Annotated in this window: 25 protein-coding genes; 14 read left to right on the top strand and 11 right to left on the bottom strand. The window is 58.8% G+C overall.

What is annotated here, in order from left to right:
• Positions 1-93 precede the first annotated feature (93 nt).
• The 4 genes from ACR0KJ_RS04090 to ACR0KJ_RS04075 are packed head-to-tail and all read left to right on the top strand — an operon-like array spanning position 94 to position 4,336.
• On the top strand, positions 94-1,701 hold the full coding sequence (locus ACR0KJ_RS04090) for a L,D-transpeptidase scaffold domain-containing protein (RefSeq protein ID WP_170450630.1): 1,608 nt from the start codon (positions 94-96) through the stop codon (positions 1,699-1,701).
• A gap of 35 nt (positions 1,702-1,736) precedes the next feature.
• Positions 1,737-2,828 carry a UDP-3-O-(3-hydroxymyristoyl)glucosamine N-acyltransferase gene (gene lpxD, locus ACR0KJ_RS04085; RefSeq protein WP_170450631.1) on the top strand — a complete coding sequence of 364 codons (1,092 nt, stop codon included), beginning with the start codon at positions 1,737-1,739 and terminating at the stop codon, positions 2,826-2,828.
• Between the two features lie 32 nt (positions 2,829-2,860).
• Positions 2,861-3,118: an acyl carrier protein gene (locus ACR0KJ_RS04080; protein WP_170450632.1), complete on the top strand. Its 258-nt coding sequence runs from the start codon at positions 2,861-2,863 to the stop codon at positions 3,116-3,118.
• A gap of 9 nt (positions 3,119-3,127) precedes the next feature.
• Positions 3,128-4,336, top strand: a complete 1,209-nt coding sequence (locus ACR0KJ_RS04075; RefSeq protein WP_170450633.1) for a beta-ketoacyl-[acyl-carrier-protein] synthase family protein — start codon at positions 3,128-3,130, stop codon at positions 4,334-4,336.
• Between the two features lie 52 nt (positions 4,337-4,388).
• Here the strand turns inward: ACR0KJ_RS04075 and ACR0KJ_RS04070 are convergent, their stop codons facing one another.
• Complete coding sequence (locus ACR0KJ_RS04070) at positions 4,389-4,967, bottom strand: invasion associated locus B family protein (protein ID WP_170450634.1); 579 nt, start codon at positions 4,965-4,967, stop codon at positions 4,389-4,391.
• Positions 4,968-5,420: 453 nt separating this feature from the next.
• Between ACR0KJ_RS04070 and ACR0KJ_RS04065 the strand changes: the two genes are divergently transcribed.
• Complete coding sequence (locus tag ACR0KJ_RS04065) at positions 5,421-6,968, top strand: helicase HerA-like domain-containing protein (protein ID WP_480626017.1); 1,548 nt, start codon at positions 5,421-5,423, stop codon at positions 6,966-6,968.
• A 1-nt stretch (position 6,969) separates the two neighbouring features.
• Here ACR0KJ_RS04065 and ACR0KJ_RS04060 read toward each other — a convergent pair whose 3' ends face one another.
• From ACR0KJ_RS04060 to ACR0KJ_RS04025, 8 genes are all read right to left on the bottom strand, one after another.
• On the bottom strand, positions 6,970-7,224 hold the full coding sequence (locus tag ACR0KJ_RS04060; protein ID WP_480626016.1) for a hypothetical protein: 255 nt from the start codon (positions 7,222-7,224) through the stop codon (positions 6,970-6,972).
• Positions 7,225-7,420: 196 nt separating this feature from the next.
• Positions 7,421-8,734 (bottom strand): branched-chain amino acid ABC transporter permease, encoded by a 1,314-nt coding sequence (locus tag ACR0KJ_RS04055; protein WP_170450638.1) that lies wholly within the window; start codon positions 8,732-8,734, stop codon positions 7,421-7,423.
• Positions 8,731-9,741, bottom strand: coding sequence for a branched-chain amino acid ABC transporter permease (locus tag ACR0KJ_RS04050; protein ID WP_170450640.1), 1,011 nt, complete (start codon positions 9,739-9,741; stop codon positions 8,731-8,733). The genes ACR0KJ_RS04055 and ACR0KJ_RS04050 overlap by 4 nt, the downstream gene beginning before the upstream one ends.
• A gap of 117 nt (positions 9,742-9,858) precedes the next feature.
• Entirely contained in the window at positions 9,859-10,212 is a 354-nt protein-coding gene (locus ACR0KJ_RS04045; protein ID WP_170450642.1) for a hypothetical protein, read from the bottom strand.
• Between the two features lie 259 nt (positions 10,213-10,471).
• A complete protein-coding gene (locus ACR0KJ_RS04040) occupies positions 10,472-10,816 on the bottom strand; it encodes a hypothetical protein (protein ID WP_170450644.1) in 345 nt (114 codons plus the stop codon).
• Between the two features lie 316 nt (positions 10,817-11,132).
• Positions 11,133-11,846 carry an ABC transporter ATP-binding protein gene (locus tag ACR0KJ_RS04035; protein WP_170518649.1) on the bottom strand — a complete coding sequence of 238 codons (714 nt, stop codon included), beginning with the start codon at positions 11,844-11,846 and terminating at the stop codon, positions 11,133-11,135.
• Between the two features lie 108 nt (positions 11,847-11,954).
• Positions 11,955-12,743, bottom strand: a complete 789-nt coding sequence (locus tag ACR0KJ_RS04030) for an ABC transporter ATP-binding protein (protein WP_170450648.1) — start codon at positions 12,741-12,743, stop codon at positions 11,955-11,957.
• 126 nt (positions 12,744-12,869) lie between these two features.
• Positions 12,870-14,051 (bottom strand): ABC transporter substrate-binding protein, encoded by a 1,182-nt coding sequence (locus ACR0KJ_RS04025; RefSeq protein ID WP_170450650.1) that lies wholly within the window; start codon positions 14,049-14,051, stop codon positions 12,870-12,872.
• Between the two features lie 161 nt (positions 14,052-14,212).
• Here ACR0KJ_RS04025 and ACR0KJ_RS04020 point away from each other — a divergent pair, with 161 nt between their 5' ends.
• Positions 14,213-15,307, top strand: coding sequence for a PQQ-dependent sugar dehydrogenase (locus ACR0KJ_RS04020; RefSeq protein ID WP_170450651.1), 1,095 nt, complete (start codon positions 14,213-14,215; stop codon positions 15,305-15,307).
• Here ACR0KJ_RS04020 and ACR0KJ_RS04015 read toward each other — a convergent pair whose 3' ends face one another.
• Positions 15,308-16,312 carry a GlxA family transcriptional regulator gene (locus ACR0KJ_RS04015; RefSeq protein ID WP_170450653.1) on the bottom strand — a complete coding sequence of 335 codons (1,005 nt, stop codon included), beginning with the start codon at positions 16,310-16,312 and terminating at the stop codon, positions 15,308-15,310.
• A 168-nt stretch (positions 16,313-16,480) separates the two neighbouring features.
• On the opposite strand from ACR0KJ_RS04015, the gene ACR0KJ_RS04010 reads away from it, so the two are divergent.
• Entirely contained in the window at positions 16,481-17,851 is a 1,371-nt protein-coding gene (locus ACR0KJ_RS04010; protein WP_170450655.1) for a class II 3-deoxy-7-phosphoheptulonate synthase, read from the top strand.
• A 51-nt stretch (positions 17,852-17,902) separates the two neighbouring features.
• Here the strand turns inward: ACR0KJ_RS04010 and ACR0KJ_RS04005 are convergent, their stop codons facing one another.
• Entirely contained in the window at positions 17,903-18,523 is a 621-nt protein-coding gene (locus ACR0KJ_RS04005) for a PAS domain-containing protein (protein WP_170450657.1), read from the bottom strand.
• Positions 18,524-18,820: 297 nt separating this feature from the next.
• On the opposite strand from ACR0KJ_RS04005, the gene ACR0KJ_RS04000 reads away from it, so the two are divergent.
• From ACR0KJ_RS04000 to pstA, 7 genes are all read left to right on the top strand, one after another.
• A complete protein-coding gene (locus ACR0KJ_RS04000; protein WP_170621811.1) occupies positions 18,821-19,711 on the top strand; it encodes a YicC/YloC family endoribonuclease in 891 nt (296 codons plus the stop codon).
• A 17-nt stretch (positions 19,712-19,728) separates the two neighbouring features.
• Positions 19,729-20,370 carry a guanylate kinase gene (gene gmk, locus ACR0KJ_RS03995; protein WP_170450661.1) on the top strand — a complete coding sequence of 214 codons (642 nt, stop codon included), beginning with the start codon at positions 19,729-19,731 and terminating at the stop codon, positions 20,368-20,370.
• Positions 20,367-20,891: a gamma carbonic anhydrase family protein gene (locus tag ACR0KJ_RS03990; RefSeq protein ID WP_480626015.1), complete on the top strand. Its 525-nt coding sequence runs from the start codon at positions 20,367-20,369 to the stop codon at positions 20,889-20,891. Before gmk ends, ACR0KJ_RS03990 begins: the two co-directional genes overlap by 4 nt.
• A 28-nt stretch (positions 20,892-20,919) precedes the next feature.
• On the top strand, positions 20,920-21,966 hold the full coding sequence (locus tag ACR0KJ_RS03985) for a sensor histidine kinase (RefSeq protein ID WP_480626014.1): 1,047 nt from the start codon (positions 20,920-20,922) through the stop codon (positions 21,964-21,966).
• Positions 21,967-22,157: 191 nt separating this feature from the next.
• Positions 22,158-23,198, top strand: coding sequence for a substrate-binding domain-containing protein (locus ACR0KJ_RS03980; RefSeq protein ID WP_170450667.1), 1,041 nt, complete (start codon positions 22,158-22,160; stop codon positions 23,196-23,198).
• An 86-nt stretch (positions 23,199-23,284) separates the two neighbouring features.
• On the top strand, positions 23,285-24,757 hold the full coding sequence (pstC, locus tag ACR0KJ_RS03975) for a phosphate ABC transporter permease subunit PstC (RefSeq protein ID WP_480626013.1): 1,473 nt from the start codon (positions 23,285-23,287) through the stop codon (positions 24,755-24,757).
• Complete coding sequence (gene pstA / locus ACR0KJ_RS03970) at positions 24,754-26,085, top strand: phosphate ABC transporter permease PstA (RefSeq protein ID WP_170450671.1); 1,332 nt, start codon at positions 24,754-24,756, stop codon at positions 26,083-26,085. The genes pstC and pstA overlap by 4 nt, the downstream gene beginning before the upstream one ends.
• Positions 26,086-26,101 lie beyond the last annotated feature (16 nt).

Here is a 26,101-nt window from a genome sequence, read left to right as displayed (position 1 = left end):
GGAATTTGTGAATAGACAAAGGCAGAGTGCAAAAATGATATTTGTTCGGCGCATCCCCATCAGCGCAAACTATTGAATAACCAAGGGCATCCCATGTTCTCAGTATTGCGGACCAGTACCAGTATCCTTGTCGCGGCATGTTTTGCGGCCACAGCAGCCATTGCCAACACAACGTCTGACCCGATTCAGGGCACCGCGTTTCAAATGGCTGTGGCCGAGCACACTCCGACATCCAGCGATATTGCGGCGTTTTACCGGACCAACGGGTTTTCGCCTGTCTGGGTCGGAGCCTCGCAAGATCATGCCGACCGGCGCGCCGCGTTGATCAACGCGCTGTCCAACAGCCATATGCACGGTCTGCCCTCAGCAGGTTACGATGTAGACGCGCTGGTTGAACAGATGCGGCAGGCGCGATCTGTTCGGGATTTGGGCGCGGTCGAGGCTGAACTGACGCGGGTGTTTCTGGCTTACGCCGACGATCTGTATTCCGGTGCCCTGCGCCCGGCCAGCATTGACGACGGGCTGGTCCGCAAGGTGGAACGGCGCAGCCCCGAGGAACATCTGCAGCAACTGAACACGCATGGTGCGGCCTATCTGGATCAGCTCGCACCGCAGACGCGCCAGTATCGTGCGCTGATGAAGCAGAAACTCGCACTGGAGGCTCTGGTCGATCAGGGCGGCTGGGGCGCGAGTGTTCCGGTGGCCAAGCTGGAACTTGGGGATTCAGGGCCAAATGTCATCAAGCTGCGCAACCGTTTGGTGGCGATGGGCTATCTGAAACCCACTGCCAGCCCTTCGTTTGATGCCACTTTGCTTGAGGCTGTTCGCAGCTTTCAAACCGCGCATGGGTTGGAGCCGGACGGTGTTGCCGGGCAGGGCACGATTTCGGAACTGAACCGCCCGGCATCGGACCGGTTGAAGTCGGTTCTGGTGGCGCTGGAACGCGAGCGTTGGTTGCCGCGTGAACGTGGGACCCGCCATATTCTGGTGAATCAGGCCGATTTCTCTGCCAAGATCGTCGATGACGGGCAGGTCACGTTCGAGACCCGCGCAGTAATCGGCAAAAACGTGCATGACCGCCGCAGCCCCGAGTTTTCGGACGAGATGGAGCATATGGTGATCAACCCCAGCTGGTATGTGCCACGCTCGATCATCACAAAGGAATATCTGCCCAAGCTGCAATCCAACCCGAATGCCGTGGGTCATATCCAGATCACCGATCGCAGTGGCCGTCAGGTCAACCGCGGGGCCGTGGACTTCACCCAATTCACCGCGCGCAACTTCCCGTTTGCGATGCGTCAACCGCCGAGCAAAAGCAATGCACTGGGGCTGGTGAAGTTCATGTTCCCCAACAAGTACAACATATATCTGCATGATACGCCTCAGAAATCTCTGTTCGCGCGCGAGGTGCGGGCCTTCTCGCATGGCTGTATCCGATTGGCGCAACCGTTCGAATTCGCCTATGCGTTGCTGGCCAAGCAAGAGGAAGACCCAAAAGCGTTTTTTCACCGAGTGCTGAATACCGGCAAGGAAACCACAGTGAAACTGGACCAGAAGGTTCCGGTGCATCTGATCTATCGCACCGCCTATATGGGCCCGAAGGGCGAGGTGCAGTATCGCCGCGACGTCTACAACCGCGACGCCAAGATTTGGGACGCGCTGCAAAAGGCAGGGGTAGCCCTGCCGGACGTTCAGGGGTAAGCACGGGGGCAAATCCTGCCGAAAGAAAGCCCGCCATGCAGTTTACCATTCAGCAAATCGCCGACAGCCTTGGTGCCGAGTGCCAGGGCGACACCGGCCTGACGATTGTGCGCGCGGCCGAGCCCGGTGACGCCGGACCCACCGATCTGGCCATGGCGATGTCACCGAAATATGCCGAGGCTCTGGCAGGTGGTGAGGCACGCGCGGCGGTTCTGTGGGAAGGTGCGGATTGGCAGGCCATGGGCCTGCGCGCGGCGATTTTTGTGAAACGTCCGCGCATGGCGATGGCAGGCATAACATCGATGCTGGATCGCGGGCAGGGGGTTGAGCCCGGCATTCACCCCTCGGCCGTGATTGATCCGACGGCAGAGATTGGCGCAGATGTGTCGATTGGGCCTTTGGCGGTTGTCGGGGCCAGGGCGCGGATCGGGGCCGGATCGGTAATTGGCGCCCATTGCACGATTGGTATCGACGCTGTTCTTGGCGAACAGGCGCTGCTGCGCGAAATGGTCAGCATCGGCGCGCGCGCTCAGATCGGGGATCGCTTTATCGCCCAACCGGGCGCGCGGATTGGTGGAGACGGTTTCAGCTTTGTAACTCCCGAAGTATCTGGCGCAGAAAACGCGCGCAAAACCATGGGGGATCAGGGTGAGGCGAAGGCGCAAAGCTGGCTGCGCATTCATTCTCTGGGCGCGGTTGAAATTGGTGACGATGTCGAGGTCGGCTCGAACTGTACCGTAGACAATGGCACAATTCGCAACACCCGGATCGGCGATGGGTCGAAACTGGATAACCTTGTGCATGTGGGCCACAACACCCGTGTGGGGCGTGACTGCCTGCTGTGCGGACAGACCGGCGTGTCCGGCTCGGTCGATATTGGCAACAACGTGGTGTTGGGCGGCCAGACCGGCGTGGTGGACAACATTTTCATCGGCGACGGCGTAATCTCGGGCGGCGGCACCAAAATCCTGTCCAATGTGCCCGCCGGTCGGGTGATCATGGGCTATCCGGGGATCAAGATGGAAACCCATACCGACATCTACAAAGCGCAACGCCGGTTGCCGCGTCTGGCCCGCGACGTTGAGGCACTTAAAAAGGCTGTTTCCAAACAGCCCCCGAGCGATTAAATCATCCTCAGATTGATAATCAGGGGATCGATATGAGCATCAGCGACCGCGTCATCGCAATCATTGCAGAGCAGGCCGTGCTGGAGCCATCGGATGTGACACCCGAAAGCACGCTGGAAGATCTGGGCATCGACAGTCTGGGTCTGGTCGAAAGCATCTTTGCGATCGAGGAAGAGTTCGACATCTCGGTTCCCTTCAACGCCAACGAACCTGAATCGAACGATTTCGACATCTCGAACGTGGCCGCGATCATTGCGGGCATCGAACAGCTTGTGTCGGAAAAGGTCTGACCCGGAACAATGAAACGGGTTGTTATCACCGGCGCGGGCACCATCAACTCGCTGGGTCACTCTGTCCCCGACACGCTGGAGGCCATGCGTGAAGGGCGCTGCGGTATCTCGGAACTGGAGTTTCGCGATGTCGATCGTCTGGCCATCAAGATCGGCGGTCAGGTGCGCGGGTTCGAGGCCGAAGGGCGCTTTAATCGCCAACAGATGTCTCTGTATGACCGGTTCACGCAGTTCACACTGACCGCAGCCAAAGAAGCCATCGAGCAATCGGGGATCGAATTCCACGGGGAATTGGCGGCCCGGTCCGGCGTCGTGCTGGGCACGGCAGGCGGCGGTGTTTCGACCTGGGACGACAATTACCGGTCGGTCTACGAAGACGGAAAAAACCGCGTGCACCCCTTTGTTGTGCCAAAGCTGATGAACAATGCGGCCGCCAGCCATGTGTCAATGGAACATAACCTCAAAGGACCCAGCTTTACCGTTTCAACAGCCTGCGCATCGTCGAACCATGCGATGGCGCAAGCGTTCCAGATGGTCCGCAGCGGTGCTGCGCCTGCGATGGTCACCGGCGGGTCGGAATCGATGCTGTGTTTTGGCGGCGTGAAAGCCTGGGAAGGCTTGCGCGTCATGTCCAAAGACGCCTGCCGCCCGTTCAGCGCCAACCGTAACGGGATGGTTCAGGGCGAAGGTGCCGGCATTTTTGTCTTCGAGGAATACGAACATGCCCGCGCGCGGGGTGCAGAAATCCTGTCCGAGGTCGTCGGGTTCGCCATGTCCTCGGATGCGGCCGATATTGTCATGCCCAGCAAGCAGGGCGCATCACGCGCCATGGCCGGGGCTTTGGCTGACGCAAAGCTGAACGCCAGCGATGTCAGCTATATCAACGCGCATGGCACCGGAACGGCAGCAAATGACAAAACGGAATGCGCCGCAGTTGCAGACGTGTTCGGGCCGCATGCGGATGACCTGATGATCTCGTCCACCAAGTCCATGCACGGGCACCTGATCGGCGGCACTGGTGCTGTCGAATTGCTGGCCTGCATCATGGCTCTGCGGGATGGCGTTATTGCGCCGACCATCGGGTACGAGGAACCCGATCCGGAATGCGCGCTGGATGTGGTACCGAACGAGGCGCGCGAGGCCAAGGTGGATGTTGCCCTCAGCAACGCCTTTGCCTTTGGCGGCCTGAATGCTGTTCTGGCTTTGAAGAAAGTCTGACGACAGCCCGAAAGTCGCCGCAGCGTTTCCACTGCGGCGACGAAAGCATCGCTCAGTTTACGTTGACGCTGAGACTGTCAAACCCCGAGGTGAAGCCAGACAGCGACATGTCCATGGTCAGAACCTGATCCGGGAAGCGTGCGGGCACCAGCGAGAAGGTCGCCTTGCTGCCCGCCTTCATGGCATCGATGTCACCCTGGCTCAGACCCAGTTGGGCGACGCAGCCGACCGGCACACAGTGGTGATAGTTATACAGCTTGCGCGGCGCGCCATCGATGGACAGCGCCAGTTGCGCCTGCAGCAGGGTTTCCAGCGGGACGATCACATTCGCCCAGGCCACGGCGGCCCCACCTTCGGGCAGTTTGCCAATGGACACCTCGGCAATCGGATCGCCTTGCTGGCCGTTGAGAACCTGAACGATGGCGCATGGGTCTTCGCCTTCCTGCGCCTTGATGCAGGACACCTCCCAATCGCCGGAAGTTTCTTTGACGAACTGTTCACCCGCACGCGGACCGGTCTCGCCCAGGTCCAGCCCGTTATCGGCCTCGGGTTCCGAGGTTTCCTGTGCACTGACAGCGCCGCAAACAAGGACAGCAGCGAGCGTATTGATCGAAAGGAGTGACTTGATCATGAATGCCTCGATATTTGGTGATTGAGTTTTTTTCTTCCTCTAGCACCGTTCACGGCTGGTGTCAGGCACTAAGCGATGCGTCGGTTCGAAAATGAACAATTTCTTGCCACTCAGGTAGGGTTTCCACCCCTTAAAAACAAGAAAAAGGGAGCTGGTGGAGCAGCTCCCTTCCATAAATGTTTCTCCCCGTCGGACTGGCCGACTTAGTTATGTGGCAGACGTTACGAGAGGGGGACGCAGTGGTCAACTGCTAACCTGAACTTTTAATATACTCGTCAGTTCAGTTTAATCCGCGTGAACGGGCAAAAAAGCCGTGCCCGAAGGCACGGCCAGTCAACAGGGAGGAAGTGCGCCTTTGCGGCTGGCACCACAAAGCGCGCAAAATGACTATCGCAGTCAAAGGTTAACTTTGTATGCTGGGTCCGGATCGGTGAGACATAAGGCAGTGAAAACATGGGCGAAGATATCTTTCTGGGCGGTGGCGGTCAGGACTATGGCCAGCCGCAGGGGCTGACGCTGAAATACGCGAACCGGCATGGGTTGATTGCCGGGGCCACCGGGACCGGCAAGACGGTGACGCTGCAAATTCTGGCCGAAGGGTTTTCCAAGGAAGGCGTTCCGGTTTTCTTGTCGGACGTCAAAGGTGACCTGTCCGGGCTGGCATTGCCGGGAACCGAGACACACAAACTGCATCAGGCTTTCATGGATCGCGCCACGCGCATCGGATTCACCGATTTCGCCTACGCCGCCTGTCCGGTGACCTTCTGGGACTTGTTTGGTGAGCAGGGGCATCCGGTTCGTACGACAGTGACCGAGATGGGGCCATTGCTGTTGTCCCGCCTGATGGAGTTGAGCGAGGCGCAGGAGGGGATTTTGAACATCGCCTTCCGCGTGGCCGATGAAGAAGGCATGCCGCTGCTGGACCTTAAGGACCTGCAAGCGCTGTTGGTCTGGATTGGTGAGAACCGGGCGCAGCTTTCGTTGCGTTGCGGCAATGTCTCGACCGCGTCGATCGGTGCGATCCAGCGCCGGTTGCTGGTGTTGGAGAACCAGGGCGGCACCCGACTGTTCGGGGAACCCGCGCTGGACCTTGCCGACCTCATGCGTACGGATGAGGCCGGGCAGGGTGTTGTGAACATCCTCGCCTCGGACAAACTGATGGGATCGCCGCGCCTTTATGCAACTTTCCTGCTGTGGCTGCTGAGCGAGTTGTTCGAAGAACTGCCCGAGGTTGGCGACCCCGAGAAACCCAAGCTGGTCTTCTTCTTCGATGAGGCCCATTTGCTGTTCGAAGACGCACCGAAGGTTCTGATCGACAAGGTGGAACAGGTGGCGCGCTTGATCCGCTCCAAGGGTGTCGGGGTCTATTTCATCACGCAGAATCCGGCCGATATTCCCGAAGATATTCTGGGACAGTTGGGCAATCGCGTGCAGCACGCCTTGCGGGCCTTTACCGCGCGTGACCGGAAGAACCTGCGCCTTGCCGCAGAAACCTATCGCGAGAATCCGGCGTTTGACACAGAAGAGGCAATACGTGAGGTCGGCGTGGGTGAAGCCGTCACCTCGATGCTGCAAAAGAAGGGTGTGCCGGGCATTGTCGAACGTACACTGATCCGCCCGCCGGGTTCCCAGTTGGGGCCGATTTCCGACGCTGAACGCCGGACGGTTATGACCGCGTCACCAATGTCTGCGAAATACGACACACCCGTCGATCGAAAATCGGCCTTTGAGATCCTTCAGGCCCGCGCCGAGGCCGCCGCCAAGGAAGCCGAAGCCGCCGAGGCCGAAGAGGTCGTGGAAATGCAGACGGCGATGGAGCGCGAATTCGCCTCGGCCCGCAGATATTCGGGCAGCCGGGTGGGGCGGTCTTCCTCGCGCGTGACACGCAAGAAAGACACGTTTGCCACCGCGATGAGCGAGGCCGTGATCAAGGAACTGAAAGGTACCACCGGTCGCCGCATCGTGCGCGGCATCTTGGGTGGATTGTTCCGAAACCGCTAGCTTAACCTTTCAGGCGGCGCTGGCCTTCCTGACGGCAATAGGCATCCGCCTGACGCACCGACATCTTGGTCGCCGGGAAATCAATGGCCCGGTCCCAGGTCACGCGGTCATGGCGATAGAGCTGACAGGTCACCACACCCTCGGGCGTGTTGACCTTGACCGGTGTGGTTTCCAGATCTTCGGGCGAGGGGACACAGGCCGCAACTGCCGCAACTAGCGGCAACAGGATGATAACTTTGCTGAGTGGTTTTTTCATGGTTCTAAGATCTACTCTTTAGACTGGGTAACTGGCCTTATAAGACCGGCGAGAGGGTGTGTGAGTGAGCGTCGACAGAAATGAAGACGTATCCAATGCCGGGAATGGTGGGTTGGTTTAGTCAAAAAATCTTTAAGAATCAAGAAGCCGCGCCGGTATTCGCCGACACGGCTTTGTGATTTGAGAAGATTTCAGCCTATTTCTCGGGGATCAGCCCCCTTGGACTGAATCTGAGAACAATCAAAAGCACCAGCCCCATGGTAAACAGGCGCATATGCGCGGCGCTTTCGATCAGGTGCGCTTTCAGGGCGCTGCCGTCGGGCAGGCCGGATGTAATCAGGTTCATGATCCACAGGCCCATCGGCTCGACCTGAACCCACAGGAACCAGATCAGGAACGCGCCCAGAACCGCGCCAAAGTTGTTCCCCGAGCCGCCAACAATCACCATGACCCAGACAAGGAAGGTGAAGCGCAAAGGCTGATAGGCGCTGGGGGTCAACTGCCCGTCCAGCGTGGTCATCATCGCACCTGCGATCCCGCAAATGGCCGAGCCCAGAACAAACACCTGCAAATGACGGCGGGTGACATCCTTGCCCATCGCCTCGGCGGCGACTTCGTTGTCGCGGATTGCGCGCATCATGCGGCCCCAAGGGCTGTGCAGCGCCTTTTGCGCCATCCACAGCAGCACCAGCAGCACGATCAGGAACAGAAGTGAATAGCCCAGCTTGACGGACAGGGTCGAAGCGGTCACCGGGTCAAGCCCCAGCCATTCTGCACGCGCGATAAAACCGGGATCCTGTTGCAGGTCAATCTCATACCCGACCACGGGGGCGGGGCGAGGCAGGCCGTAGACGTTCTTGACGCCGCGGGCCAGCCAATCCTCGTTCTTGAGGACCGCAATGATAATCTCGGCGATACCAAGCGTAGCAATGGCCAGATAGTCGGACCGCAGGCCCAAAGCCGTTTTCCCGATAAGCCAGGCCGCGCCCGCCGCCAGCAGCCCGCCCGCAGGCCAGGCCAGAAGAACCGGCAGGTTCAGCCCCCCAAGGTTGCCTGCAATCGCGGGATCGATGGCCTCGACCCCCGCAACGCTGGGGTCAAACACCGCGCGATAGATGAAAAAACCAGCCACAAGGATGCCGAGGATGGACAGGTTGCGCACATTGCCCTTGGGCAGTTTCTGCGCCGCCATAACAGCCGCAACAACGGTCGCCGCACCCAACAGCAAAGCAAGCACAATACCATACCCGCCAGAGGACCACGCCCCGGGCGTCGGTGGCGTAGATACCAGCACAACAGCCAGACCGCCCAGCGCAACAAAGCCCATGACGCCAACGTTGAACAGGCCCGCAAAGCCCCATTGCAGGTTCACCCCAATCGACATAATGGCCGAGATCAGCCCCATGTTCAGGATCAGAATCGCCGCGTTCCAGCTTTGCGTGAAACCGGTCATCAGGATCAGCCCGCCGACCACGGCAAACAGAAGCGTGTTTTTGGTTGCTTCGCTCATACCGCTTTCCCTTTGAATAGGCCCGTGGGCTTAAAAAGCAAGACGATCAGCAGGATCACAAAGCTGACGGCAAATTTGTAATCGGTGGACAGGAACTGCACCAAACCCGACGGTGCCAGCGTCTCTGGTGCGAGATAGGTCAGGACCTTTTTCCAGGCGTAAGTAATCGTCACCTCGGAAAATGCGATTATGAAGCCACCGGCAATTGCGCCCAGCGGGTTGCCCAGCCCGCCGACAATGGCCGAGGCAAAGATCGGCAGAAGAAGCTGGAAATAGACGAAGGGCTTGAAGCTCTTATCCAGCCCGTAAAGCACCCCGGCGGTTGTCGCCAGTGCCGCCACGATGATCCAGGTGATCATCACAACGCGCTCGGGGTTGATACCGGACAGAAGGGCCAGATCTTCGTTATCCGAATAGGCCCGCATCGACTTGCCCGTGCGCGTCTTGTTCAGAAACCAGAACAGCAAAGCTACCGCAACGACGGCTACAACAACGGTAATCGCTTGGGATGTGCGGATCGCCAGACCCTCACTCAGCCCGGTCATCGACTTGAAATCCCGCGCGGAAATCAGAAACCGCGCGCCGTCGGAAAACCTCTGATCGTCGGGTCCGATAACAAAGCGAACCAACCCGTTCATGATGAACATTACGCCCATCGACACGATGACAAGGATCACCGGCTTGGCCTTTTGCTCGCGATAGAACCGATAGACCAGCCGATCCGTGATCAGAACCAGAACAATACAGCCTAGGATCGCAAAGGGCAGCGCCAGCAGAGCGGTCGGCAGCGGCCCAAAGCTGACACCGGCAGCCTGCAGGCCCCAGGTTACCAGCACGGCGATCATCGCGCCAAAGGCCATCGTATCGCCATGGGCGAAGTTGGAAAACCGCAGGATGCCGTAGATCAGAGTGACGCCCAGCGCCCCCAGCGCAAGTTGGCTCCCATAGGCAATCGCAGGAACGATCACAAAATTCGCAAGCGCAACAAGCGCGTTCAGTAAATCCATCAGTTCTTCTCACTGTCCGAGTGCAGCCTTATGGCATGCCCTGCCTGCCGGGCACAATATTTTGCGCCCGTTTTTGGGCCGTAAATTACAGTTCCAGTGAGAAAATTGTACGATCCGTCAGCTTATCGGATCATCACAAGCACCATGGTCCTGGGTGGCGTGCGGACCCTTGATTGTCAGGTCATAGCTCAGGTTGTCGAAATCAACCACAAAGGTGATCACGTCCCGCTCCATCAGGTGTAGAAATGTCAACGACCCGATGCCCGATAGGATGGTCGCTTCGCCCCGGATGGCGTCGGTCACGATATAGCCCTTGTTGGTGCCACCCGAACGGGCGAGGGTCACCGAGCTGCCGTCTTTGTCCGACACGCAATTGACGACAAAATCCGCGCCGTCCAGTGGGCCTGCATTCTGGGCCGAGGCCAGCTGGGGGATCAGCAGCGAAAGGGTCAAGGCGATCATCTTCTTCATCGGTCACATTTCCAACTTTTGGGCGGTCTACGGGGCGCTGGTATTCACGCCACCTACCGCCTGGTCTTAGGTCTGATGAGATCAGGTTTGGCGTCGAATCCAAACACGGATCACATCAATAGACCTAAGCCAGAAAGTCGGTCGGGAAACGGTGTTACATCCGTTCTCACCGTCAGTTGAGTCGCGGTGAATATTCCGTGTAATGAAGAATTATATCACATTGATATTTAACGGTTAATTTTACTCAACCGTGCCAAGATCAAACTTGCCCTTCCGTGCACGTCCCTTTGTCATTTGCCGAGTGTTCCCCATTGATCGACAAATCATAGGTCATGTCGGAAAAGTTCACGACATAGGTCAGAACCTGCGTTTCCTGCATCGACAGGAAAGTAACACTGCCAACACCTTTCAACACCTGGGCGTCAAAGGCCACAGTGTCGCCAGCGATGTCGATGGTCGAAATCGTGCCCGCGCTGCCTTCCGACGCGCTGTTGAGGACAAATTCAGTTCCGTCCAGATTTGAAACGCACGAAAAAACATGCTCCTCTGCTGCGGCACCCGACGCCACCAATGCGAACAGCGTCGCCATCATCCATTTTGTCATTTTTGTTGTTTCCTGTCGTTCTTCATTGATGTTGTGCGCACGCCAATCCGAGCAGCGCGATGTCAGGCGCAGATGGAACTGGACCATCAGCACGCACGCGATAGGAGAATATTCTGACCGGAATGTATCCTTAAGCGGGCAATCTTTGGATTGAATGGCAGCTACATCGAACCGTCGTGATGCTGATTAGATGTGTAATAACATAAGCTTACAATGCATCTTTGAAAGGCGACCTCTAAAGCCGAGCATCTTCGCCGCAAAACCGCCTTATTTTGGCGCGGAATCACTCAATCCTCCGCGCGCAAGGATACCGGAGTCAGCCGCCCAGAAAACTCTTACGCACTTCCGGGTCTGCCAGCAGTTCCTTTCCGGTGCCGGAATAGGCATTGCGGCCCTGTACCAGCACATATCCCTTGTCCGCAATCTCCAGCGCCTGACGGGCGTTCTGCTCGACCATCAGGATCGGCAACCCGGTGCGCGATACCTCGATAATCCGGTCGAACAACTCATCCATCACGATGGGCGAGACACCGGCGGTGGGTTCATCCAGCATCAGCACTTTCGGTTGCGTCATCAGCGCGCGGCCCACGGCAACTTGCTGGCGTTGACCGCCGGACAGTTCGCCGGCGGCCTGGTTGCGCTTGTCGCGCAGAATAGGGAACAGATCATAGACCTGCTCCATCGTTTGGCTGATGTCATCTCGACGAATGAAAGCCCCCATCTCAAGGTTCTCTTCCACCGTCATCGAGGTAAAAATATTCTGGGTTTGCGGCACAAAGCCCATCCCCTTGTTCACCCGGTCTTGCGGGGACAATGACGTAATATCTTCTCCGTCCAGCCGAACAGAACCAGCGCGCACGTCCAGCATCCCAAACACGGCCTTCATCGCCGTGGATTTACCGGCCCCGTTCGGGCCAACGATCACCGCAATCTCGCCCTTGTCCACGGCGATGGTGCAGTCATGCAGAATATCCGGCCCCTTGCCATAACCGCCGGTCATGGTGTCCCCGATCAGAAACGGCTCAGCCATTCACAGGATCCTTCTTCATCTGGCTAAAAATATCTCGGGGGTCATGGGGGCAGAGCCCCCAATCAAACAATTCAAGCGCGCCGCAGGCGCACATCTGGATCACTCCATTCACGCGCCTGCCTCCAGTTTGTCTTTGTTTTTCAACCCGGTCCCCAGATAGGCCTCGATCACATGCTCATTGGCCTTGATCTCATCCAAGGTCCCCTCGGCCAAAACCTTGCCTTCGGCCATGCAGATGACCGGATCACAAATCTTGCCGATGAAATCCATGTCATGCTCGATGACCACAAAGGTATAGCCGCGTTCCTTATTGAGGCGTAGAATTGTGTCGGCGATAGTCATCAGCAGGGTGCGGTTCACGCCTGCACCAACCTCGTCCAGAAACACGATCTTGGCGTCAACCATCATGGTGCGTCCAAGCTCCAGCAGTTTCTTCTGCCCGCCCGATACCTGACCGGCCTTGTGGTCGGCCAGATGTTCGATGGTCAGAAACTCTAAAACCTCATCCGCCTTGGCCTTCAGCGCGCGTTCTTCATCCGCGATCCGCTTGCGTCCGAACCAGGTGTTCCACAGCGATTCCCCGGCCTGCGCGCCCGGCACCATCATCAGATTCTCGCGACAGGTCATCGAGGAAAACTCATGCGCGATCTGGAACGTGCGCAGCAAACCCTTGTGGAACAGATCATGCGGGGGCAGGCCGGTAATGTTCTCGCCATCCATGAACACGCGGCCAGACGTCGGTGGCAGAACACCCGCAATCACGTTAAACAGCGTGGTTTTTCCGGCACCGTTCGGGCCGATCAGCCCGGTGATTGAACCCTTCTGGATTTCCAGCGATGCCCCATCCACCGCGTGAAATCCGCCGAAATGCTTGTGCACGTCCTCGACGACGATCATCTTTTCCCCTAGCCGCCGTTTTCGGCGTTCTTATCCCATCCTCGAACCCGAGGTGCGGCCTTTTTTCATTGAAACAGCCCGGACACAAGGCCCGGGCTGCTTTGTTTTATGACGCTTAGCGCAGGATCAACGGAAGTTGACGGTCTTGTTCTCGCCGTCGGTCACTTCGATCTCACGATACGAGCCCGCGCTTTCGCCGGGGCCGATCAGTTCAACACCCGAAGCGCCGACATAATCGATGTCCTGACCCGCAGCGATCAGCTCCAGACCCTTGACCAGCTCACCCGGATAGATCTTCTCACCCGGCGCGTTCGCGACGTCCATCACCTTGGCACCGTAATCCGCCGGGTTGGTGGACCCTGCGGCCTGCATCGCCAGCATGAACAGCGCGGCGGCGTCATAGGATTCAGGCGAATACGGCGACGAGCCGTCAAAGCCCGCGGCTTCTGCCATGGCAAAGTACTTCTCGGCGCCTTCACCACCCGAACCGGCGATCTGCCCGAACGAGCCGTTCAGGTCGGGGCCGACATTCGCAGGCAGCGAGTCACCGATCATGCCACCAGGCAGACCGAACGTGTCAAACGCGCCGCTGTCCAGCGCCGACTGGATGATGCCCAGACCACCCTGATCCAGATAGCCCGCGACAACCAGAATGTCGCCACCGGCCGAGGCCAGCGCGCCCACTTCGGCCGAGTAATCGGCTTTGCCGTCTTCATGCGCGGCCACGATGGTCACTTCACCCCCCGACGCCTCGAACGAGGACTGGATCGCATCCGCCAGGCCCTTGCCGTAGTCGTTGTTGGTGTAGGTCAGCGCGATCGAGCTAATGCCACGGTCATTCAGAATGTCCGCCATCACCTGACCTTCGCGCGCGTCCGACGGGGCGGTGCGGAAGAACAGGCCGTTGTCTTCCATGGTCGACAGGCCGGGCGACGTGGCCGACGGCGAGATCATGACCATGCCGTTCGGAATCGCCACGTTCTGCAGGATCGCGCCGGTCACGCCCGAGCAGTCACCGCCGATGATGCCGGCAACGCCATCCGCGATCATGCGCTCACCGTTCGAGGTGGCCAGACCGTTGTCGATACAGCCGGTATCGGCGCGGGTGCCAACAACTGTCTTGCCGTCCAGCAGTTTGCCCGACTCGCTGACCTCGGCAATCGCCATTTCCGCGCCCGATCCCATGGCCGGTGCCAGAGATTCGATGGGGCCGGTGAAACCGAACAGAATGCCCAGCTTTACATCCTCGGCCATGGCGGTGCCCGCCAGCAGAGCGGTTGCTGCAGTTGCTGTAAGCAGCTTTTTCATAAGGTTACTCCCTGATGTCGTAGTCTAACTGGGCACGACCCTAGGCAAGCTATCGGGAAAAGAAAAGTCTTATAGAGGTCCTGCTTTTTGACAAAGCGCACCTATCTGTTTGACGTATCGGCTTGCCCTGACGACTGAACCCCAACTGATGGAGGTCACATATGATCCGGCTTTTCGCGTTTTTCGTTCTGATCTGGTCCGGCGGTGTGGCTTATGCCCAGACATTGCAGACAGCCGACGGCCCGGTTCGGGCTACAAAGATGTTGGGCGGGCTGGATACGCCCTGGGCGCTGGGTCTTCTGCCCGACGGCAGCTATCTGGTGACCGAGCGGGATGGCGCGCTGATCCATGTGTCTGATGGCGCGGCCCGGAATGTATCGGGCGTGCCAAAAGTCGCTGCCTCGGGGCAGGGCGGTTTGCTGGATGTCACCATTCCCCGCGACTTTAACCGCAGCCGAGAGATTTTTCTGACCTTCTCCAAACCGCAATCAGGCGGCGCGGGAACCGCAATGGCCGTTGCGCGCCTTTCCGAGCGTGGGGACAAGCTGACCAATGTCAGGGTCGTGTTCGAGGCCGAACCGGGCGGCTCTGGCGGTCGCCATTTCGGCTCGCGCGTGGTCGAGGCGCAGGACGGGACCCTGTTCATTACCATCGGAGACCGGGGCGACCGGCCTTCGGCGCAGGACACCAGCACCCATATGGGGTCGGTCATTCGGATCAACCGCGATGGTTCGGTTCCTGCGGACAATCCGTTTGTCGGGCAATCCGGTGTTCGACCAGAAATCTGGTCCTATGGCCACAGAAACCCGCAAGGGGCCGGTCTGGATGCGCGCGGAACATTATGGGTGTCCGAACACGGCGCGCGCGGCGGGGATGAGGTCAATCTGGTTCAACCGGGTAAGAATTATGGCTGGCCCGTGATCTCGTACGGCACCCATTATTCCGGTCAGAAAATCGGAGAGGGGACGTCAAAACCGGGTCTGGAGCAACCGGCGCTCTTTTGGGACCCCTCAATCGCGCCATCGGGCCTGCTGGTTTATTCCGGTGACATGTTCCCGCAATGGAAAGGCGACATTTTCGTAGGTTCGCTCAAGTTCGACTACATCGCACGCCTGTCCGGCTCACCCCTGCGCGAGGTTGAACAGATCAAAGGCCCGGAAACCGAACGCGTCCGCGACATTGTTCAAGGACCGGACGGATCGATCTGGTTCATTTCTGTCGGGCAGGGCGCTGTTTACAGGCTCACACCCGGCTAATCAGATCGACAGCCGCCCACTTTGCGAGCCGCGTTCGCGATAAGGCGTGGTGTTGTAATGCGCGCGGTAGCATTTCGAAAAATGACTGGGTGAGGCAAAGCCGCAGGCCAAGGCCACGTTGATAACACTCATATCGGTCTGCATCAGCAGGTTACGCGCTTTGTGAAGGCGCAGCTCCATGTAATACCGCTTGGGAGACCGGCTCAGATACCGGCGGAACAGGCGTTCCAGCTGGCGGGTCGACATGCCGACATCTTTGGCAAGGATCGAGGGCGAAATCGGCTCTTCGGTGTTTTTCTCCATCATCAGGATGACCTGGCTCAGCTTTGGGTGCCGCACCCCGATCCGGGTTGGGGTGGACAGGCGCTGGGTGTCCTGATCGGTGCGGATCGAGGAATAGATCATCTGGTCCGCCACCGCGTTGGCCAGTTCCTCGCCGTAATCATCCGCAATAAGCTTCAGCATCAGATCGATCGAGGATGTACCGCCCGCCGTTGTCATGCGGTTGCCGTCCACGATGAACACGGATTTGGTCAATTCGACCGCGTCGAATTCTTCTGAAAAGCTGTCGGCGTTTTCCCAGTGGATCGTCGCCCGCTTGTCATCCAGTAATCCGGCCTTGGCCAGCGTATAGGCGGCGGTGCAAAGACCGCCAATCTTCAGACCCTTGCGCGCCTCGCGCCGCAGCCAGTTCAGAACCTTCTTGGTCGTCGAAGCTTGAACGTCCACCCCGCCGCACACCAGGATCAAATCGTCGCGATGTAGCTCTTCAAGGTCCGAATCGAGCTTGAATGTTGTTCCGGCGGAACACGACACCAGTTCGCCGCCTTCGCCGACCAACGACCAGCTATAGATCTCGCGCCCGGCCATTCGGTTGGCAATGCGCAGGCTGTCCAGCGCAGACGCGAACGACAAAAGCGAGAACTTGTCCAGCAAAATGAATACGAAATTGACAGGCTTATCCGACCCGCCGTCCACTGTGACAACTTGGCGTTGCTCTTGCATGGCTGTTGTTTCCCCGAATCCACGACGGCTGAACCCACGTCGCGTGTGATTTGCCAGACACCATGCTCAAAGCTTGTTTCCGGCGTCAAGAGGCGCAAATGGGATATGGTCACTCTGCAATGCATTTTGTATAGAAGCGACCTGAACACTTCAGCGGAGATCAAAGCTATGACCGAATGGCAAAAATCGAACTGGCGCAACAAGCCCCGGGTTCAGATGCCAGACTATACCGACGCGGCCGCGCTGGCCAAAGTCGAGGCTCAGCTTTCGCAGTATCCCCCGCTGGTCTTTGCGGGCGAAGCGCGGCGTCTAAAGCAACATCTGGGTGCCGCCGGTCGCGGCGAGGCCTTCCTGCTGCAGGGCGGGGATTGCGCTGAAAGCTTTGAACAATTCAGCGCGGATGCGATCCGTGACACGTTCAAGGTGATGCTGCAGATGGCGATGGTTCTGACCTATGGTGCCAAGGTTCCAGTGGTCAAGGTGGGCCGCATGGCGGGCCAGTTTGCCAAACCGCGCAGCGCGCCGACCGAGGTTGTGGATGGCGTGGAACTGCCCAGCTACCGCGGCGACATCATCAATGAACTGGCGTTCACCCCTGAGGCGCGGATTCCGAATCCGGCCAAGATGCTGCAGGCCTACACGCAGGCGGCGGCGACGCTGAACCTGTTGCGCGCCTTCTCGACCGGCGGTTTCGCGGATATGAGCCGCGTTCACTCGTGGACCCTTGGGTTCACGGACGAGCAGGACGTGCAGAAATACTCCGAGATTGCCGACCGCATTCAGGACACCATCGACTTCATGGATGCCGCTGGGATCACGGCGGATACCACGCATGAATTCTCGACCGTTGAATTCTACACAAGCCACGAAGGTCTGCTGCTGGAATATGAAGAGGCGCTGACGCGTCTGGATTCCACCTCGGGCAACTGGCTGGCTGGCTCGGGTCACATGATCTGGATCGGCGACCGCACCCGTCAGCCTGACGGTGCGCATGTGGAATTCTGCCGGGGCGTTCAGAACCCGATCGGTTTGAAATGTGGCCCGACAACAACTGCCGAAGACCTCAAGGTTCTGATGGCCAAGCTGAACCCCGAAAACGAAGAGGGTCGCCTGACCCTGATCGCACGCTTCGGGGCTGGTAAGGCAGGCGAGCATCTGCCGCGTCTGGTCAAGGCCGTGAAGGAAGAAGGGGCCAAGGTCACTTGGGTCTGCGACCCGATGCATGGCAACACGATCAAGTCGGCCACAGGCTATAAGACACGTCCGTTCGATTCCGTCCTGCGCGAGGTGCGCGACTTCTTCGGTGTGCATCAGGCCGAAGGCACCATTCCCGGCGGCGTGCATTTCGAGATGACAGGTCTGGATGTGACCGAATGCACCGGCGGCGTGCGGGCCGTGACGGAAGAAGACCTGTCCGACCGCTACCATACCGCCTGTGATCCGCGCCTGAATGCGTCGCAGTCGCTGGAACTGGCCTTCCTGGTGGCAGAAGAACTGACCAACCTGCGCCGGAACGGCTCGAAACGCGCCGCAGGCTGAACACGGCAGATATGAATGCGAAACGGCGGGCCAATGGCTCGCCGTTTTTCGTTAGTCGTCTCTGGAAACAACCAGCCGCAGATGGCTTGCCGCCGGTTTGAATCCGGCCTGATCTTCGGCAAAGCCTGCGGATTCTCTGGCCGCAGGTGCCGCTGGGGTCTGCAACTCGGACACCGGCTTGATACGCTGGTCCGAGATCGTGAAGCGGCGCGGAGTAGGGCCGATAGTGCCATCGCAAAGCATGACGCCCATGATCCGGCTGACATCGCCCAGATCGCTTTTCAACGGCAACAGGATCAAACGGGCCTGCAGGCGGGCGCGACCGAACCCTCCGCCGGACACAAGCCCCATCTCGGCCGTTGCGGGGGCCGAAAACACCTGTTCCAGCGTGTCTTTGACCTTGGGCCGGGAATCAGCTTCGAAAAAGGCGGTGAACGGCATACCGCGCACTTCCATACCGGCAAGCTGGTTCAGATGTGTGCCCGCCAGCCGGAACCGGGCCAGACCGGGCGCGATGCGTTCCAGAATGAACGTGTATTGCAGAACGTTTTCCAATCCACGCGGGTCAATCTGCGACCGCATGGGCACACCGTCTTCCGAAAGCAACGCGGTCCAATACGCCTCGGCCTGACGGATCGGCGAAAGAGAGCGTCCACTGTCAAAGCGATCCATTGCGACGATCTTTCCAAATTCTGAGCCGGAGCCAGTCCCGAAAAAGGTTTTCATTACCATCACCCTACCGTCAATTGATCGCAATTTTCTAAAATGCAGTGCATCGGGGGCATTCGCGGCCCGACAGCCTGTGCTACGGCCAAATTGACACGGGTTAATACAATTTTGGAGGAATTCTTTAACGAATGGTTAACTTCTGCGGATGAATTGCGTGTTGAGCAAACTCTTGCTCTGGACCAGCCAATGGCATTAGGTGCGGCAGACAAGAAAAAGACGTGTGGGACAGAAAGGGCAGTCATGATCAGATCCATGACCGGGTTCGCCTCGGGGACGGGGGAGTTTGGCCCGCATAGCTGGAGTTGGGAGCTGCGTAGCGTCAACGGTAAGGGCCTGGACATGCGCATCCGTGTGCCGGACTGGCTGACCGGGCTTGAGGCTGCGCTGCGCGCCACCCTGTCCAAATCGCTGAGCCGGGGCAACGTGACCCTGTCGATGCGCCTCAGCCGGGATGAATCGCAACCCGATCTGGCCCTGAACGCAACCGCAATGGCTGCGGCGCTGGACGCCTTGCAGCAGACGCAAGAGATGGCTCAGGCCAAGGGGATTGCCTTAGCCCCATCCACGGCGACCGATTTACTGGCCCTGAAGGGGATGATGGACGCAGGCACCGAAGCCGATGATCCCGCGCCTCTGGTTGCGCATCTGACATCCGAGTTTGCGCCCCTGTTGGCGGCTTTCATCGACATGCGCCGGACCGAGGGGGAGGCGCTGGCCCAGATCCTGCGCGCTCAACTGGATCAGGTTGAAGCCCTGACAACGCAGGCTGCCGATCTGGCCGAACAGCGCAAGGACAAGATGGCAGACGCGCTGCGCGACAACCTTGCGCGGGTGCTGGACAATGCGCAGGGTGCCGACCCGGATCGGGTGGCGCAGGAACTGGCGCTGATCGCGGTGAAGGCCGACATCACGGAAGAGATTGACCGCCTGACCGCCCATGTCGCCGCCGCGCGCGATCTGTTGGCGCAGGACGGGGCCGTGGGGCGGAAACTGGATTTCCTGATGCAGGAGTTCAATCGCGAGACCAATACCCTATGCTCCAAGGCGCAAAGCGCGGAACTGACGTCGGTCGGGCTGGAACTCAAGGCCGTGATCGATCAGATGCGCGAGCAGGTGCAGAATGTTGAATGAAAATAGGAAGAACTGAAATGGCAGATCGCCGCGGGCTACTTATCATCCTGTCTTCGCCATCCGGCGCGGGCAAATCCACTTTGGCCCGCCGGCTAATGGCCTGGGACACCGGCCTTGAATTCTCGATCTCGGCCACAACCCGCGCCCCGCGTCCGGGCGAAGAACACGGGCGCGAGTATTACTTCCAGACCGAGGATGAGTTCAAACAGCAGGTCGCCAATGGCCAGATGCTGGAACACGCGCATGTGTTCGGCAATTTTTACGGCTCCCCCGCTGGCCCGGTGCGCGAGTCGATCGATGCAGGCAAGGACGTGCTGTTCGATGTCGATTGGCAGGGTGAAGTTCAGATCCGTAATTCGGACCTTGGAAAACACGCGTTGTCGATCTTCATCCTCCCGCCCTCGATCCCCGAACTGCGCCGCCGTCTGGAAGGCCGGGGTCAGGACAGCGAAGACGTGATCGCAAAGCGGATGCTGAAAAGCTGGGATGAGATCAGCCATTGGGGTTATTACGACTATGTTCTGGTCAACGATGATCTGGACGCGACCGAGGAAAAGCTGAAAACCATCGTCAGTGCCGAACGGATGCGCCGCATTCAACAGCCGAAACTTCAAGACCACGTCCGCACATTACAAAACGAATTCGAGGCCCTGTCATGACAATTTACGCATTGGGAGATCACGTCCCTCAGATCCACGAGGACACCTGGGTCGCGCCGGATGCCAATCTGATCGGCAAGGTCGTTCTGGAAGAAGGCGCCTCGGTCTGGTTCGGCTGCACGATCCGGGCCGATCATGAAGAGATTCGGGTGGGCGCAGGCAGCAATGTTCAGGAAAACTGTGTCATGCATATCGATGCGGGTTATCCGCTGACTATTGGGGCGAACTGCACCATTGGTCACAAGGTCATGCTGCATGGCTGCACCATCGGTGAAAACACTCTGATCGGTATGGGCGCGATTGTTCTGAACGGGGCAAAGATCGGGAAGAATTGCCTGATCGGGGCAGGGGCCCTGATTACCGAGAACAAGGAAATCCCGGACAATTCACTGGTGATGGGATCGCCAGGCAAGGTGGTGCGCCAGTTGGACGATGCGGCCGCGCAGATGATCACGTTCAGCGCGCTGCATTATCAGCAGAACATGCGCAAGTTTCGCGAAACCATGAGGCCTGTGTCCTGACAGATCGGGACAAGTACGGAATCAGCCGATGTCAGAAGACCTGCTTACGGAAATAGTGTCGGCCATTCCGATGCCCGCGCTGATGGTAGATCAGACCGAGCGCATCATCGCCGCAAATACCGATGCCCGCACGCTGCTGGGGCAAAATATGCAAGGTCGGCATTTCGCGACCATCCTGCGCCAACCGCAGGTGATCGACGCGATGGAGCAGAGCCTGCGCAGCAAAGGGCCCAGCAAAACCCGGCATCTGTCCAATGACGGCGCGCAGGACACCACGTTCGAAGTTCAGTGCCGCTATATGAACGGTGTCGGTGCCGTCTCGGGCGGGGCGGTTCTGGCCATCTTTCAGGACATTACCCACTTGGAACAGGCCAGCCAGATGCGCCGTGACTTCGTCGCAAATGTCAGCCACGAATTGCGCACGCCCCTGACCGCGCTGATGGGCTTTATTGAAACCCTGCGCGGCCCCGCGCGCGAGGACGCAGCGGCGCGGGATCGGTTTCTTCAGATCATGACGGATGAGGCGAACCGGATGAACCGGCTTGTTGGCGATCTTCTGTCGCTCAACCGTGTGGAAAGCGAAGAGAGGGTGCGCCCCAAGGAACAGCTGGAGCTGACGGGGCTTTTGCAGTCGACGCTGAACTCGCTGAAACCCTTGGCCGAAGATGCCGATGTCGTCCTGAATCTGAATGCGCCGCAGGACCCTGTGCCTCTGATCGGTGACAGCGACCAGTTGCGGCAAGTGTTCACGAACCTGATCGAGAACGCCATCAAATATGGCGGCAGCGGCGGCAGTGTCGAAGTGCGCATTGCCCCGTCCGAGCGCGACACGGCCATGCGCGGCCCGGCGGTTCGGGTTCAGATCGTGGACAAAGGCCCGGGCATCGACGCGGTGCACCTGCCGCGCCTGACCGAGCGATTCTATCGCGCCGACAGCCACCGCTCGCGTCAATTGGGTGGAACCGGGTTGGGGTTGGCGATTGTAAAGCACATCGTCAATCGCCACAGGGGGCGGTTGCGCGTGGAAAGCGATCTGGGCAAGGGATCGGTCTTTACTGTTATTTTACCACGGTAATGACTGGGTCCGTGGTTGAACCCGCCGGTATGTAAACGGCGCATGGCAGCTTTGCGTCAGGTCACTCAGTTTTCATAACGACTGTCATAAAGCTGTTACATACCTGTCACAAAAGGCTTACGCACCTCACTTAAACGTGCCCGCAAGATCATCATGGGGGTGATCAAGTTCTACTTTTCAGGGAGACTGAAATGTCCTTTGTAAAACTGTCGGCATCTGCGCTGGCAATCGCTGCCGTCTCGGCAACCACTGCTGCAGCTCGTGACAACGTACAGGTTGCCGGTTCGTCGACCGTTCTGCCTTATGCCTCGATCGTTGCTGAACTGTTTGGTGAAAACACCGATTTCCCGACACCTGTTGTCGAATCGGGCGGTTCTTCGGCGGGTCTGAAGCGTTTCTGTGAGGGCGTTGGCGAAAACACCATCGACGTTGCAAACGCATCGCGTGCCATCCGCGAAAAAGAAATCAAAGCCTGTGCCGAAAATGGCGTGACCGACATCATGGAAGTCCGCATCGGCTATGACGGCATCGTTTTTGCAAGCCAACAGTCTGGCCCTGCCTTCACCGCGTTTGAGCCTGCGGACATCTTCAACGCTCTGGGCGCGAAGGTCCTGAAAGACGGCGAGATCGTCGACAACCCCTATAACAACTGGGCCGAATTCAACGGCGACCTGCCTGACGTTGAAATCGCCGGTTTCATTCCGGGCACCAAGCACGGCACCCGTGAAGTGTTCGAAGAAAAAGTTCTGCTGATCGGCTGTGAAGCAACCGGTGCAATGGAAGCCATGGTTGCAGGCGGCATGAGCGAAGATGACGCCGAAGATGCATGTCTGGACGTGCGCACCGATGGCAAGTCGGTCGACATCGACGGCGACTACACCGAAACCCTGGCCCGTATCGACACCAACCCGAACGGCATCGGCGTCTTTGGTCTGGCGTTCTACGAGAACAACACCGACAAGCTGAAAGTTGCGACCATGTCCGGTATCGCACCGTCGACCGAGACCATCTCGACCGGTGAATACCCTGTGTCGCGTCCGCTGTTCTTCTACGTGAAGAAAGCCCATATCGGCGTGATCCCCGGCCTGAAAGAATACGCTCAGTTCTTCACCGCTGACGAAATTGCTGGCCCGTCGAGCCCGCTGGCCAACTATGGTCTGGTTGCTGACCCTGAGCTGTCCAAAACTCAGGAAGCGATTGCCAACGAAGTCACCATGGGTTCGGGCAGCTAAGCCCCCTTCGATGTGATTTGCGGGGGGCGGCATTCTGTGCCGCCCCCATGTTTCTTCTCTTCCCGATCAAGACCTGTGGGGGCGTTATGCCGATAATTTGGCTTTTTCTGATTGTCTTGGCGATTGCGGCAGTCGGTTATGTGTTGGGGCGGTCTCGCGCCTTGCAAAGCGCCGGGGGCGACAGTCGGGAACTGCATTCCCTTCCGTCCTTTTACGGTGCCAATGTCGCGCTGAAGGTGGTCATACCTGCCTTTGGGTTGTTGATCGTGTGGCTGCTGGCGCAGCCGTTATTCGTGAACTCTCAGATCTCGGGTATGATCCCGGACTCGGCTATTCAGGAAGGCTCGTCGCGCGGGCTGGTCATGGCCGAGGTGCGCCGTACCGCGTCGGGGCTGGATGCCGCCATCACTCAGGGTCAGCTGGACGAGGCGGTCGCCCAAAACCCAAGCGCAGATGTCGCCGACATCACGCAACTTTTGAAAGACGCCGGGCAGGTTGTGACATCCACCATCACGCAACCGGTTCTTCAAGCCGCGCAGCGCTATCGCGTGATGAATGCAAGCGGCTATCTGGTGATGACGATCGCTGTGATCCTTGTTGCACTGGCAGGGGCAACCGTCAGCCTGGCGCAAACCAATGCCAGCTATCGCGCCCGAAATGTGGTTGAGCAGGGCGTTCGCATTTTGCTACTGGCCGCCGCGTCCATCGCCATCCTGACAACCGTCGGCATCGTTCTGTCGTTGGTCTTCAACACGTGGGAGTTCTTCCGACTATACCCCGCCTCTGATTTCTTCTTTGGCACCACCTGGGCGCCCAGCTTTTCGGGCCGGGGTGGCGCGTCGGATCTTGGCATCCTGCCGCTGTTGTGGGGCACGCTGTATATCTCGGTCGTTGCCTTGCTGGTGGCTGTGCCGATTGGCCTGTTCGCTGCTATTTACCTCAGCGAATATGCCTCGCCCGCCGTTCGTTCGATTGCCAAGCCGCTGCTCGAAGTTCTGGCTGGTATCCCGACCATCGTCTACGGCCTGTTCGCCCTGCTGACCGTTGGCCCGATGCTGCTGGGTGTCTTCGACGATGAAGGTCTGGGCTGGATGAAAGCCGGTACTGCTGTGATGACCGCCGGTCTGGTCATGGGCATCATGCTGATCCCGTTTGTCTCATCCCTGTCCGACGACATCATCAACGCCGTGCCACAAGCGATGCGTGACGGGTCCTATGGGTTGGGTGCCACGCAGTCCGAGACCATTCGTCAGGTGGTTCTGCCTGCCGCGTTGCCGGGGATCGTGGGGGCCATCCTGCTGGCAGCCTCGCGCGCCATTGGTGAGACCATGATCGTGGTTCTGGGGGCAGGGGCCGCAGCGCGGCTTAGCCTGAACCCTTTTGAGGCGATGACAACCGTCACCGCGAAAATCGTAAGCCAGCTGACCGGTGATGCAGATTTTGCCTCGCCCGAAGCGCTGGTTGCCTTTGCGCTTGGCATGACACTGTTCGTTGTCACGCTGGGCCTGAACGTCTTTGCCCTTTACATCGTGCGTAAATACCGGGAGCAGTACGAATGACCGACGCAAGCATGCAAACCTCTGAGCCGCGTCGCAAATCTGTGTCGCTCACGGCGTCAGACGCACATACCCGCAAACGTGCCAATGCCGAAAAACGCTTTCGCGCTTATGGGATCGTGGCCATTGCCACCGGCCTGTTCTTTCTGCTCGTCCTGTTCGCCTCGATCCTGTCCGAAGGGATCCCGGCCTTTACCCGGACCGTTGTCAGCGTGGAATTCACACTGACCGAGCAGGAACAGGAAGAAGCCGAAAGCACCTTGTTCAAAACCAAAGCCTATTCTGACCTGTTCATAGCGGCCTTGAACAAAGAGCTGGATGAAAGCGGTCTTGAGGTCGATTTCGACGAGGCCGCGATTGAGCGTCTTCTGGGTAAAGTCGGCGGAACCATCCGGACGTTCTATGCGGACAACCCGGATCAGTTGGGGCAACCGGTCGAATTCGATCTGGCAGCGTCCAGCCGGGTGGATGGCTATTACAAAGGCCGCGTGTCGCGCGACAGTATTCAGGACAGCCGCTTCCTGCAGAAAAGCGATCTGGATCTGGTGGATGCGCTGGAAGAGGCCGGGATCATCAAGCAGGTCTTCAACTGGCCGTTCATCACCGGCGCAGACTCGGGCGTGGACAACCCCGGCGGTGCTGGTATCGGCGCCTCGGTCGTGGGTTCGTTCTTCATGATGCTGGTCGTTCTGGGCCTGTCTCTGCCGATTGGTGTGGCGGCATCGATCTATCTGGAAGAATTCGCGCCGCAGAACAAGTTTACCGATCTGATCGAGGTAAATATCTCGAACCTCGCCGCTGTTCCGTCGATTGTGTTCGGTATCCTCGGTCTGGCTGTGTTCATCCAGTTCATGCACCTGCCGCAATCAGCGCCGCTTGTTGGTGGTCTGGTGCTGACGCTGATGACATTGCCGACGATCATCATCTCGACCCGCGCGTCGCTGAAGGCGGTTCCTCCGTCGATCCGTGACGCGGCGCTTGGGGTAGGGGCCTCGAAAATGCAGGCGGTGTTCCACCACGTGCTGCCTCTGGCTGCGCCCGGCATCCTGACCGGAACCATCATCGGTTTGGCGCAGGCTTTGGGGGAAACCGCCCCGCTGCTGCTGATCGGGATGGTGGGCTTTGTGGCCCGTGGCTACCCCGACGGCTTCCTTGCCGGCTTTACCGAGGCAAACTCGGCCATGCCCGCCCAGATCTACACCTGGGCCGCCCGCGCCGATGTTGGTTTCTACGAAAAGGCCTGGGGCGGGATCATCATTCTGCTGATGTTCCTGCTGACCATGAACATCATCGCAATCATCCTGCGCCGCCGCTTTGAACGCCGCTGGTAAAAAGGGGCTATACTAT

This window comes from Ruegeria sp. AD6 (assembly GCF_056542325.1).
Note: the sequence above shows the minus strand (reverse complement) of the source record. Positions and strands in the feature narration are given on the sequence as shown.